The organism is Amycolatopsis sp. NPDC051061 (assembly GCF_040682935.1).
Taxonomy (GTDB): domain Bacteria; phylum Actinomycetota; class Actinomycetes; order Mycobacteriales; family Pseudonocardiaceae; genus Amycolatopsis.
On record NZ_JBFBBZ010000029.1, the window covers coordinates 51,035 to 64,089 of the forward strand.

Below are 13,055 nucleotides of genomic sequence, written 5' to 3' on the forward strand. Positions count from 1 at the left end.
GGCCTGGTCCGGCCACCCCCCCGAGCGCTCGGGGGGGGGGGTGAGTGTGGCCGTTGCGGCGCCTATTCCCCCCGCCCAACCCCCCCACGACCGGTGGGTCAGCGGTAGACCTCGAACTCGTAGATCCGGGCCGCGCCGTTGCCGTCGTTGGCCGGGGTGGTGAGGTTCAGCTTCACGTACCGGGCCGATCGGGTCGTGATCGGGCTGTACGTGCGGCTGGCCCGGGAACCGGACACCGAAGCGACCGTCGTCCAGGTCGTGCCGTCGGTCGACGTCTGGATCGTGAAGGCGCCGGTGTTCCAGCCGGTCGTCTCACCGCCGAGGCCGGCGTGCTTGACCACGAACGACGACACGTTCTGCGCCGACCCGAGGTCGACCTGCAGGAACTTGGTCGCCGCGGTCGAGCAGAACTTGCTGTTGTTCGCCAGGCTGCCGTCGACCGCGTTGGCCGCACCCTCGGCCGAGTTGCACGCCGCCGAGCCCGTGGCCGCCTTGCCCTGCGCCAGGTTCGTGCCCAGGTCCGGCGCCGCGGGCGGCGGCGTGAACCCGTCGTTGTACGACGGCGGGACGTCCGACGCGCTCGTGCCCCAGGCACTCGGCGACGAGCCCATCGTGTAGTTCAGCGTCGACGCGCCCGCGATGTCGCCGTAGCGGATCCACGACTTGGTCGTCGAAGTCCCGTTGACGCTGAGGCTCTGCACGTACTGCGCACCTTGGCCCGCACCGCTGCCGTTGATCTGGATCGTGCCGCTCGGGCGGACGATCGAGACCGACGGGAACAGCGGGCCGTGCAGGGCCAGCACGTCCGCACCCGGCGTCGCCGGGTACATGCCCAGGGCGGCGAAGACGTACCACGCCGACGTCGCGCCGAGGTCGTCGTTGCCGGGCTCGCCGCCCGCGCCGGTGGTGAACGACTCGTTCATCACGCGCCGCACCGCCGAACTGGTGCCCTGCGGGTGGGCGGCGTAGTTGTACGCCCACGGCACGCCGTGCTCGGGCTCGTTGCCGATGTAGAAGTACGGCTGGGTCAGGCCGCCGTTGAGCTGCGTGAAGTGGTGGTCCAGCCGCTGGACGGCGGTCTTGGCGCCGCCCATCAGGTTGATCAGGCCCTGGTAGTTGTAGGGCACCATCCACGTGTACTGCGAGGGGTTGCCCTCGGTGTAGCCGCTGTTGCTCGACGGCACGACCGGCCAGGCCCACGTGCCGGTGCTGCCGCGCGGCTGGATGTAGCCCGAGTCGGGGCCGAACACGTTCTGCCACCACTGGGCGCGCTGCATGTAGGTGTTGTACTTCGTCGTGTCGCCGACGGCCTTCGCGAACTGCGCGACCGCGAAGTCCGACGCCGAGTACTCGAGCGAGTCCGATGGGTCCTCGGTGACGTAGTGGCGGCTGACGTACCCGGACTGGCGCCCACGGATCGACTGGCCCTGCGCGGTGCCGCCGTTGGAGCTCTTGTCCATCAACGTGAGCGCCGTCGCGGTGTCGAAGCCGCGGACCCCGAAGGCGTACATGCTGCCGACGACGATCGGCCCGGGGTCACCGGTCATCACGAAGTGCTCGTTGTTGTTGTGCGACCACTTGGGCAGCAAGCCGCCTTGCTGGCCGTCCAGCACCATCGACTTCGCTATGTCACTCGCTTCGGCCGGCGCGACCAGCCCGATCAGCGCGGCCCACGACCGGTAGATGTCCCAGCCGGAGTAGTTCTGGTAGACGGTGTGCGTCGCGGTGTGGATCGCCTGGTCGAACCCGCGGTACTGGCCGTTGGTGTCGCTGGCGATGTTCGGGTTCTGGAACACGTGGTACAGCGCCGTGTAGAACTTCTGCAGGTCCGCGGCCGCGCCCCCGGTCACCTGGACGCGGTTGAGGATCGTGTTCCAGCTCGTGTCGGCCGCGGCGCGGGTCGCGGCGAAGTCGAAGCCGGGGTTCTCGGCGGCGAGGTTCGCCTGCGCGTTGGCCAGGCTGACGAACGAGATGCCGACCTTCGCCTGCACGGTCGTGTTGCTCGAGGTGTCGAAGGTGACGTAGCCGCCCGCGTTCGTGCCGCTGGTGTTCGCGGACCCCGCGTTCACCGTGCCGCCGAGCCAGGTGCCGAACCCGCTGGGCGCGCGGTCGAACTGGATCACGTAGAAGATCTGGTACGTCTTCGACGAGCCGCAGAAACCGCCGCCGGTCGCCGAGCCGGTGAGCTGGCTGCCGCTGATGCCGATGGATCCGGTGCGGTTGCCGGTCGCGCTGCGGCCGGGGTTGACCAGCAGCCGCGCGGACGTCGTGTTCGGGTAGGTGAGCTTCATCGAGCCGGACCGCTTGGTCGCGGAAAGTTCGACGGTCGTGTTGTAGTTGTCGAGCTTGTTCTTGTAGTAGCCGGGCGCGGCCGATTCGTTCGCCTTGGTGTAGCGGCCGGCGTACCCGGTCCAGCCGGTGCCCGGCGACGTGCCGATGGCGCCGGTGATCGGCAGCAGGCCGAGGTCCTCGTTGTTGGGGCAGCCGGCGCCGTTGAAGTGGGTGAGGCTGAATTCTTCGATGCTGGTGTCGCTGTAGCGGTAGCCCGACGGCGACCCGGACGGGGTGTCCGGGCTGAACTGCGTCATCCCGAACGGAACGGAGGCACCCGGGTAGGTGCTGCCGCCGGCGCCACCGGGCACGGGGTTCGGGGAGTTGCTGTTGTCCGTGCCGATGAAGGGATTCACGTACTGCGTAAGGGCTGACGTCGCCGCGCCGGCTTGTGTCGTGGTGACGAGCCCCGCGCCCGCGAGAAGCACCGCGAGTGCGGCTCCGCGCAACCGTCTGGCGAATGGTCCGGACATGGAACCTTCCCTCCTTGTCGCGCGCTTCCGCCGGGCGACAACGTTGTCGGACAAGCGTTTCTGACAACGTTGTCAATTCGGTGAGAGCCGCGTCGACGACGTTGTGGCGATCGAAGTGGTACCGGAACTCGGTGGCACGACATGGTGCCACGGGCGGACTCGTTCGCGGAAGCACCAAAAGTCCGTTGTGCGCCAACCGGTTCCGGTACCAGACCACTCAGTGCCCTTGGTCCACCCCGGGCCGCGTTCCGCCGGAGGTCACCCAGTGATCGCCGAGTTCGGTTGTCGTGGCTTCGCCGTTCGTCAGGTTCGCCAGCCGGCCCTCGAAAGCCGGAACCTCGTCCGGCGCCAGCCCGATCTCGAAGCGGGCCGATTCGTCGAAGCGGGTCGCGTGCACCAAGTACGACGACGCCCTCAAGTCGTTCTCGAGCCGGCCCGCGCGGTCGTAACTCACCGCCACCTCCACGAGCCTGAGACGCCGGTGTTCTAGTACACCAACCACTTCCAGCGCGTCCGAAACGGACTGACCGTACGCGCGGATCAGTCCGCCCGCCCCGAGCAGCACTCCCCCGAAGTAGCGCGTCACCACCGCGACCGTCTCGGTGATCGAACGGCGCCGCAGCACTTCCAGCATCGGCGTGCCCGCCGTACCCGCCGGCTCACCGTCGTCACTGGACCGCCTAGTACGCCCATCAGGCCCCAAAACGAACGCGTGGCAGTGGTGCCGCGCCCCCGGTTCGGCGCGCCTGCGGGCCGCGATGAACTCGCGCGCGGCCTCTTCCGACGTCACCGGAGCCAGCGCGCAGAGGAACCGGGAGCGCTTGATCTCGATCTCGCAGCCGCCGGAACGAGCCACGGAGAGATAACGATCAGTCATCGGACGAGTCCGCCATGCACTCAGCTTGCCACCCCGCCGACGTACCACGACACGTGCCCCAGACCACTTGGGACAGACGTTTCCGCAGGTCACGAGCCTCGTAGCCCGACGGGTGGGAGCCCCAGCCCGGCATATGGGACTACCCTGGGGCGCGTCAACGCAAGCGTGGCATTTCCCACCCGGGGACAACGACGTATGTCGATAACAGCGAATTCACACTATCGTCATAAGACCCGGCGAACCCGGGAGTAACACCGCGCGCTCGAGCTGACCCCCCACCACAGTGGTCCACCCGTGCGCGCACGCAGGACCGACATGTTCGGCTGCCCAGTGTTGTGCGGCCTCCCAGATGACCCGCGTCCGGTTTCCGGCGTCAGCAAACGAGCACTGTGAGGCTCGGCCGACGCTTCGCGGCATCTTGCACTTCGACAACGCCGACAACAGCAACTGTTCTCGACTGACCATCGCGGTACCGGACCACTTCGTTAACCGGTTCAGCTCGAACCACTCGACGGAGTGAGTACCGGTCGCGCCAACGCCTTGGGAGGCGGCCAGCCGTGACCCACCGTGCCCGTTCCCTGCCCCGCGCGGGGCAGCAGCTCAGCAACGCCGAGGCCGAGGGCCTCTACCGGAGCGACTACGAACACGACGCCTGCGGTGTCGCCTTCGTCGCCGATCTGACCGGGCGTCGAGATCATGCGATCGTCGCCAAGGCCCTGGTCGCGTTGCGCAACCTGGAACACCGTGGAGCGCGGGGTGCTGAACCGGACACCGGCGACGGCGCCGGACTGCTGATCCAGATCCCGGACGAGTTCTACCGCGAGGTCGTGGACTTCGAGCTCCCCGAGCCCGGCACCTACGCCGTCGGCACGGCTTTCCTGCCGCAGGACGAAAAGCGCCGCGGCCGGGCCATGACGACCATCGAGCGCATCGCCGCCGAGGAGGACATGCGCGTCCTCGGCTGGCGCGAACTGCCGGTGCACACCGAGCACTGCGGGCCCACCGCCGCCGAGACCATGCCGCACTTCACGCAGCTGTTCCTCACCGCGCGCCGCCCGAAGCCGGAGCACTCGGACCCGCTGCACATCGAGCGCAGCGCGTTCTGCGTCCGCAAGCGCGCCGAGCACGAGCTCGTCGAAGAGGACGTCTACTTCCCGAGCCTCTCCTCGCGCACGATCGTCTACAAAGGAATGCTCACCGAGGGCCAGGTCGAGCGGTTCTTCGCCGACCTGACTGACGAGCGCGTCACCAGCGCCATCGGCCTCGTGCACTCCCGCTTCTCCACCAACACCTTCCCGTCGTGGCCGCTGGCGCACCCGTACCGGTACGTCGCGCACAACGGCGAGATCAACACCTTGCGCGGCAACCGCAACTGGATGGACGCCCGCGAAGCCCTCCTCGAAACCGACCTGGTCCCGGGCGACCTCAAGCGGATCTACCCGGTGATCACGCGCGGCGCCAGCGACTCGGCGAGCTTCGACGAGGTCCTGGAACTGCTGCACCTCGGCGGCCGGTCGCTGCCCCACGCGGTTCTCATGATGATCCCGGAAGCCTGGGAAAACCACCAGGAAATGGACCCGGCGCGACGCGCCTTCTACGAGTTCCACTCGACGCTGATGGAGCCGTGGGACGGCCCGGCGCTCGTCGCCTTCACCGACGGCAGCCAGATCGGGGCGGTCCTCGACCGCAACGGCCTGCGCCCCGGGCGCTACTGGGTGACCGACGACGGCCTCGTCGTGCTCGCCTCCGAGGTCGGCGTGCTCGACATCGACCCCGCCACGATCGTCCGCAAGGGACGCCTCGAGCCCGGCCGGATGTTCCTCGTCGACACCGTCGAGGGCCGGATCGTCGAGGACGACGAGGTCAAGACCGGGCTGGCCACCGCGCACCCGTACGACGAGTGGGTCGAGGCCGGCCTGCTGAACCTCGAAGACCTGCCCGAGCGCGACCGCGAGGTGCCGCTGCACGCCGCGCTCGTCCGCCGTCAGCAGGCGTTCGGCTACACCGAGGAAGAGCTCGAGGCCATCCTCGAGCCGATGGCCCGCACCGGCGCGGAGCCGATCGGCTCGATGGGCAACGACTCGCCGATCGCGACGCTGTCCAGCCGCCCGCGGCTGATCTTCGACTACTTCATCCAGCTGTTCGCCCAGGTGACGAACCCGCCGTTGGACGCCATCCGCGAGGAGCTCGTCACCGCGCTCGGCACCCAGATCGGCGCCGAGCCGAACCTGCTCGTCGGCAACGCGGCGTCCTGCCGCCGGATCGCGCTGCCGTTTCCGGTGCTCGACAACGACCAGCTCGCCAAGCTGGTGCACGTCAACGACGACGGCGACCTGCCGGAGTTCCAGGCGGTCACCGTGCTCGGCCGCTACAACGTCCACGGCGGCGGCGAAGCGCTGGTCCAGCGCCTCGACGAGATCCGCGCCGAGGTGTCGGAGGCGATCGAGGACGGCGCGCGGCTGATCGTGCTGTCCGATCGCGGCGTCGACGAGAACCACGCGCCGATCCCCTCGCTGCTGCTCACCGGCGCGGTGCACCACCACCTCGTCCGCGAGAAGACGCGCACGCAGGTCGGCCTCATCGTCGAGGCCGGGGACGCGCGCGAGGTGCACCACGTCGCGCTGCTGATCGGCTACGGCGTCGCCGCGGTGAACCCGTACCTGGCGATGGCGACCGTCGAGGAGATGGCCCACCAGGGCCTGATCCCGGGCGTGACGCCGAAGGAAGCGACGTACAACCTGATCAAGGCGCTGGGCAAGGGCGTCCGCAAGACGATGTCCAAGATGGGCGTCTCGACCGTCGCGTCCTACACCGGCGCGCAGATCTTCGAGGCGATCGGGCTCGGCGAAGAGGTCATCGACAACTGCTTCACCGGCACGACGTCCCGCCTCGGCGGCGTCGGGTTCGAGACGCTCGCCGACGAGGTCGCGAAGCGGCACGAGCACGCCTTCCCGGCCGACGGCGTCCGGCCCGCCCACCGCGAGCTGGAGACCGGCGCGGACTACCAGTGGCGCCGCGAAGGTGAGCCGCACCTGTTCAACCCGCAGACGGTGTTCAAGCTGCAGCACTCCACGCGGTCCGGGAAGTACGAGGTCTTCAAGGAGTACACGAAGGCCGTCGACGACCAGTCCGAGAAGCTGCTGACGCTGCGCGGGCTGTTCGACTTCAAGTACGGCAAGCGTGCGCCGGTGCCGATCGAGGAGGTCGAACCGGTCTCGGAGATCGTCAAGCGGTTCGCCACCGGCGCGATCTCCTACGGCTCGATCTCCATGGAGATGCACCAGACCCTCGCCATCGCGATGAACCGCCTCGGCGGCAAGTCCAACACCGGTGAGGGCGGCGAAGACGCGGAGCGGCTCTACGACCCGGAGCGCCGAAGCGCCGTCAAGCAGGTCGCGTCCGGCCGGTTCGGCGTCACGAGCGAGTACCTCGTCAACGCCGACGACATCCAGATCAAGATGGCGCAGGGCGCGAAGCCCGGCGAGGGCGGGCAGCTGCCCGGCGCGAAGGTGTACCCGTGGATCGCGAAGACGCGGTACTCGACGCCGGGCGTCGGGCTCATCTCCCCGCCGCCGCACCACGACATCTACTCGATCGAGGATCTCGCCCAGCTGATCCACGACCTCAAGAACGCCAACCCGAAGGCCCGCATCCACGTGAAGCTGGTGTCCGAGGTCGGCGTCGGCACGGTCGCGGCGGGCGTCTCCAAGGCGCACGCCGACGTCGTGCTCATCTCGGGCCACGACGGCGGGACGGGCGCGTCGCCGCTGTCGTCCATCAAGCACGCGGGCGGCCCGTGGGAGCTCGGCCTGGCCGAGACGCAGCAGACGCTGCTGGCCAATCGGCTGCGCGACCGGATCGTCGTGCAGACCGACGGTCAGCTCAAGACCGGGCGTGACGTGATCGTCGCGGCGCTGCTCGGCGCCGAGGAGTTCGGCTTCGCGACCGCGCCGCTGGTGGTGTCGGGCTGCATCATGATGCGCGTCTGTCACCTCGACACGTGCCCGGTGGGCGTCGCGACGCAGAACCCGAAGCTGCGCGAGAAGTTCAGCGGCAAGGCCGAGTACGTCGTCAACTTCTTCGAGTTCATCGCCCAGGAAGTGCGCGAGTACCTGGCGGAGCTGGGCTTCCGGTCGATCGCCGAGGCCGTCGGCCACGCCGAGTTCCTCGACAAGCGCAAGGCCGTCGACCACTGGAAGGCAGCCGGGCTGGACCTCTCGCCGATCTTCCACGTGCCCGCGATAGCCCCGGCCGGGCTGCGGCTGCAGCAGACGGTGCAGGACCACGGGCTCGAGAAGGCCCTCGACAACACGCTGATCCAGCTGGCCGAGGGTGCGTTGAACTCGGGTGACAAGGTGCGGCTGGAGCTGCCGGTCCGCAACGTGAACCGGACCGTCGGCACGATGCTCGGCTCGGAGCTGACCCGGCGGTGGGGTGGCGAGGGCCTGCCCGACGACACCATCGACGTCACCTTCACCGGGACCGCCGGCCAGTCGTTCGGCGCGTTCGTGCCGAAGGGCATCACGCTGCGGCTCTACGGCGACGGCAACGACTACGTCGGCAAGGGCCTCTCCGGCGGCCGGCTGATCGTGCGCCCGGCGAAGGACGCGCGGATCCCCGCCGAGGACCACATCATCGCCGGCAACGTGATCGCCTACGGCGCGACCAGCGGCGAGATCTTCATCCGCGGCAAGGTCGGCGAGCGGTTCTGCGTGCGCAACTCGGGCGCGCTGGCCGTCGTCGAAGGCGTCGGCGACCACGGCGGCGAGTACATGACCGGCGGCCGGATGGTCGTGCTCGGCCCGGTCGGGCGCAACTTCGCGGCCGGCATGTCCGGCGGCGTCGCCTACGTGCTGGACCTGCCCGCGCACCGCGTCAACCCGGAGATGGTCGATCTCGACCCGCTCGACTCCGAGGACGCGGACTTCCTGCGCGAGACGCTGGAAAAGCACTACGACGAAACGGAATCCGCCGTCGCGCGGGAGCTGCTGGCCGACTGGGACGCGGGCGTCGACCGCTTCGGGAAGGTCATGCCGAAGGACTACAAGCGCGTGCTCGCGGCCCAGGTTCAGGCCGAGCGTGATGGGCGCGATGTGAACGAGGCGATCATGGAGGCAGCTCATGGCTGAAAATCGCGCAGCCAGTCATGAGTGCCGACCGGGTGCGGGTGTCCCGCAAGAAACGGAGGCCGCACATGGCTGACCCCAAGGGCTTTCTGACCACCACCCGCGAAGAGCCGAAGCGCCGTCCGGTCGACCTCCGGCTGATGGACTGGCGAGAGGTCTACGAGGACTTCGCGTCCACGAAGCTGGAGAAGCAGGCCGGCCGCTGCATGGACTGCGGGATCCCGTTCTGCCACCAGGGCTGCCCGCTCGGGAACCTCATCCCGGAGTGGAACACGCTGGTATGGCGGGAAGACTGGCAGCAGGCCATCGAACGGCTGCACGCGACCAACAACTTCCCGGAGTTCACCGGCACGCTGTGCCCGGCGCCGTGCGAAACCGCGTGCGTGCTCGGGATCAACGACGACCCGGTGTCGATCAAGCGCGTCGAGATCTCCATCGTCGACCGCGCCTTCGAAGAGGGCTGGGTGACGCCGCAGCCGCCGTCTTCGAAGACGGGCAAGAAGGTCGCGGTCGTCGGGTCGGGCCCGTCGGGACTCGCCGCGGCGCAGCAGCTCACGCGTGCGGGCCACAGCGTCGTGGTCCTCGAGCGGGCCGACAAGATCGGCGGGCTGCTGCGCTACGGCATCCCCGAGTTCAAGATGGAGAAGCACCGCCTGGACCGCCGGCTCGGCCAGATGGAGGCCGAGGGCACGGAGTTCCGCACGTCGGTGAACGTCGGCGTCGACGTCACCGCGGCCGAGCTGCAGTCGTCCTATGACGCGGTCGTGCTCGCGGGCGGGGCCACCGACTGGCGCGACCTGCCGATCCCCGGCCGTGAGCTGGCCGGCATCCACCAGGCGATGGAGTTCCTGCCGCCGGCCAACCGGGTCGCTTCCGGCGACCTCGACGAATCTCCGTTCTCTGCCAAGGGCCTCGACGTCGTCGTGATCGGCGGCGGCGACACCGGCGCGGACTGCGTCGGGACGTCGCACCGCCAAGGCGCGCGTTCGGTGACGCAGCTGGAGATCATGCCCAAGCCGCCGGAGGCTCGTTCCGACGCCCACCCGTGGCCGACCTACCCGATGATCTACCGGGTGTCCTCGGCGCACGAAGAGGGCGGCGAGCGGCTGTACGCGGTGAACACGCAGGAGTTCCTGGGCGACGACTCCGGCCGGGTCCGGGCTCTGAAGCTGGTCGAGGTGCGCAACGAGGGCGGCAAGTTCGTCCCGGTCGAAGGGTCGGAGCGCGAGCTGCCGGCGCAGCTCGTCCTGCTCGCGATGGGCTTCCTCGGGCCGCAGAAGAAGGGCCTGCTCGAGGACCTCGGCGTCGAGCTGGACCCGCGCGGCAACGTGGCGCGCGACAAGGCGTTCAAGACGAGCCTGGACAACGTGTTCGTGGCCGGCGACATGGGCCGCGGCCAGTCGCTGATCGTGTGGGCGATCGCGGAGGGCCGCAGCGCCGCGGCCGGCGTGGACGCCTACCTGACCGGGCGTGAGGTCCTGCCCCGCCCGATCGCGCCGACGGACCGGCCGATCGCGTAAGACCCGGCGCCGGCGGAAGTGTCACTGTCGCCACCTCCGCCGGCGCTGTACCACCTTCAGTCGTAGTAACCCTTTTCGAGGTCGTCGAGTAGTCCCGGGTGCGCCGGCTGCCAGCCGAGCAGCTCCCGGGTTTTTTCCGCCGACGCCGGCTGGTCGATCGCCAGGAGCGCGCCGAGGAAACCGAGCTCGTCGGCCTCGACGGACGTGACCGGCAGGCCGAGCCGGCGCCCGGCCACCTCCGCGACGTCGCGGATGGCCACGCCCTCGTCGCCGACCGCGTGCAGCACCGAACCCGCGGGCGCCTGCTCCAGCGCCAGGCGGAACAGGTGCGCCGCGTCCAGGACGTGCACCGCCGGCCAGCGGGCCGTCCCGTCGCCGACGTAGGCCGCGATCCCCTTCTGCCGTCCCGCGCCGATGAGACGCGCGATGAGGCCGTGGACGTCCCCTTCGCCGTGCACGGACCGCGGGAGCCGGACGAGGGACGCGCGGACGCCGCGTTCCGTGGACTTCAGGACGGCGCGGGCGATGTCCGCCCGGCCGGCCACCGGGCCCCCGAAGACGGCGTCGTCCTGCTCGGTCGCCGCCCGCCCGGGCACGAACGGCGTCCCGGAAGCGGCGATGAACGGCTTGCCTTCGAGCACGGCCGTCATGGCGTCGACGGCGGCCGCGTCGGTCCGGATCGCGGCGTCCATCCGGCTGAAGTCGTGCCCGAAGGCGAGGTGGACGACGCCGTCGGCGTTCGCGGCGCCGGTCTTGAGGGTTTCGAGGTCGGCCAGGTCGCCGCGGAGCACCTCGGCGCCCATTTTCCCGACGGCCGCCGCGGAGGCGTCCGACCGGGCGAGGCCGACGACCTGGTGGCCGGCGTCGAGCAGCTCGGGTACGAGGGCCGAGCCGATCCAGCCGTTCGCCCCAGTGACGAAGACACGCATGAGAACCTCCCTGTGATGACACCTGGTGCCATTAACCTAGCACGTATGACGACACCAGGTGTCATCGCTTAAGCTGGGGACATGAGCCGCTGGGAGCCGAACGCACGCGAGCGGCTGGTGCGCGCCGCGGTGGAGTCGTTCCTCGAACGCGGCTACGACGAGGTGACGGTCGCGGAGATCACCGAGCGCGCGGGCCTGACGAAGCGGACGTTCTTCCGGCACTTCGCCGACAAGCGCGAAGTGCTGTTCGCGGGCCAGGACATCCTGAGCCGCACGTTCGCGGAGGCGATCGCCGCGGCACCGGCGTCGGCGACCCCGATCGAGGCGATCGCGGCGGCGCTGACGGCCACCGAAGCGTCGTTCGGCCCGGACCGGCGCGAGTGGGCGCTGAAGGTCCAGGCGGTGGTCGCGGACCACAGCGACCTCCGCGAGCGCGAGCTGCTCAAGCGGGCGAAGCTCCGGGCCGCGATGGCCGATGCGCTGCGTGCGCGAGGCGTCCCCGACCCGGCGGCGAGCCTGGCCGCGGAGATCGGCGGGCTGGCGTTCACGACGGGCTTCGCGCGGTGGGTGGCCCCGGCGAACGAACGGGGCTTCGGAGAGGTGGCCCGGGAAGCCTTGGCAGAGCTGGTCGAGGCGACCGCGAAACTCGGCTGAGCTCCCCCCGCGGCGACGTCATGAAAGGGTCGTTCATGACGCTGGACGACAGGAAAGAGTCGTTCATGACGTCGCCACGCCACACCCGACTCCGCGCGCGGCCGCGACTTTGCCGGGACCCTGGCGTCCGGCGCGCTGAAAGAGTCGTTCACGCCTTAACCCTCCAGGAGAGCGCTTCCCAGCGGCGTGAGCGAGTGCAGCACGGTGTTCCGCTCCCGGTGCGTGATGATCAGCCCGGCGCGCCGCAGCACGGTGGTGTGCTTGCTGACCGCCGACGGCGTGACCCCCAGCCGCGCCGCCAGCTCGGACGTCGAACACCCGACCGCCAGTACCGTCAGCGCCGCCGCGCGGGTCGGGCCCAGCAGGTCCGCCAGTTCCCGGCCCGACGCCTTGCGCGTGCCGCGCCCGAAGCCCGCCGGTGGCGCGGCCTGGCGGACGCACGGGTAGTGCAGCCGCGGCGTGCCGCCCGGGGCCGGGGGAACCAGGGCCGGGCACACCGAGAAGTACGTCGGCACCAGCAGCAGGCCGGTGCCCTCCGACGGCACCGTGCCCGGGATCCGGTCCTCGGTCTCCAGGACCGGCGCCTCCCAGCGCACCAGCGGGCGGAGGCCGGTCAGGAGCGCGTCGACGCCGCCGTGGAGCAGCAGCTGCGTGCGCATCCCGAGGTCGGCGTCCACCTGGCCGGACACCGTGTCCCAGCCCGGGGCGAGCGCGAGCTCGTGGTAGTCGCGCATGGCCTGGACCAGTCGCGGCAGGCCCGCGGTGTCGCCGTCCGCGAGCGCGGCGGCCCACGACGGCAGGTCGTGCCCGGCCGGCGCGGTGCGCAACGCCGTCTTCAGGCTCAGCGGTTCCGTGTTCAGCACCGCCGCCAGTCCGGACTCCAGTTCGTAGCGCCCCGCCGCGGGCAGGAGGAACCCCGGGATCGGCGCATCCGGGCGGCAGAGCCACATCAGCACCGCCGCCGAGTCGGGCAGGCTCTGCCACACGCGGTAGCGCCACCGGTTGAACGCCGCCGAAGGCGCGGCGCGGCCGCCGTCGCGCCGTTGCAGGACCTGCAGGCTCGCGGCGAGCTCGCCCATCGGATCGGCCGCGGCGGCGAGCCCGACGCGGACGAGGTCCCGCATCGTCAGTTCGATGCGCACGGT

Annotated in this window: 7 protein-coding genes; 3 read left to right on the forward strand and 4 right to left on the reverse strand. The window is 70.0% G+C overall.

Annotated features, from left to right (window positions below; genetic code table 11):
* Positions 1-98: 98 nt before the first annotated feature.
* Together AB0N03_RS33100 and AB0N03_RS33105 are read right to left on the reverse strand one after the other, a co-directional pair.
* Complete coding sequence (locus AB0N03_RS33100; RefSeq protein ID WP_364379889.1) at positions 99-2,804, reverse strand: GH92 family glycosyl hydrolase; 2,706 nt, start codon at positions 2,802-2,804, stop codon at positions 99-101.
* Between the two features lie 217 nt (positions 2,805-3,021).
* Complete coding sequence (locus AB0N03_RS33105; protein WP_364379892.1) at positions 3,022-3,681, reverse strand: YigZ family protein; 660 nt, start codon at positions 3,679-3,681, stop codon at positions 3,022-3,024.
* A 557-nt stretch (positions 3,682-4,238) separates the two neighbouring features.
* Here AB0N03_RS33105 and gltB point away from each other — a divergent pair.
* Together gltB and AB0N03_RS33115 are read left to right on the forward strand one after the other, a co-directional pair.
* On the forward strand, positions 4,239-8,810 hold the full coding sequence (gltB, locus tag AB0N03_RS33110) for a glutamate synthase large subunit (RefSeq protein ID WP_364379895.1): 4,572 nt from the start codon (positions 4,239-4,241) through the stop codon (positions 8,808-8,810).
* 65 nt (positions 8,811-8,875) lie between these two features.
* Positions 8,876-10,327, forward strand: a complete 1,452-nt coding sequence (locus AB0N03_RS33115) for a glutamate synthase subunit beta (RefSeq protein WP_364379898.1) — start codon at positions 8,876-8,878, stop codon at positions 10,325-10,327.
* 56 nt (positions 10,328-10,383) lie between these two features.
* Here AB0N03_RS33115 and AB0N03_RS33120 read toward each other — a convergent pair whose 3' ends face one another.
* Complete coding sequence (locus tag AB0N03_RS33120; RefSeq protein ID WP_364379901.1) at positions 10,384-11,256, reverse strand: SDR family oxidoreductase; 873 nt, start codon at positions 11,254-11,256, stop codon at positions 10,384-10,386.
* An 81-nt stretch (positions 11,257-11,337) separates the two neighbouring features.
* On the opposite strand from AB0N03_RS33120, the gene AB0N03_RS33125 reads away from it, so the two are divergent.
* A complete protein-coding gene (locus AB0N03_RS33125) occupies positions 11,338-11,910 on the forward strand; it encodes a helix-turn-helix domain-containing protein (RefSeq protein WP_364379904.1) in 573 nt (190 codons plus the stop codon).
* Positions 11,911-12,065: 155 nt separating this feature from the next.
* On the opposite strand, the gene AB0N03_RS33130 is transcribed toward AB0N03_RS33125, so the two are convergent.
* Positions 12,066-13,052 (reverse strand): winged helix-turn-helix domain-containing protein, encoded by a 987-nt coding sequence (locus AB0N03_RS33130; RefSeq protein WP_364379907.1) that lies wholly within the window; start codon positions 13,050-13,052, stop codon positions 12,066-12,068.
* Positions 13,053-13,055: the final 3 nt, after the last annotated feature.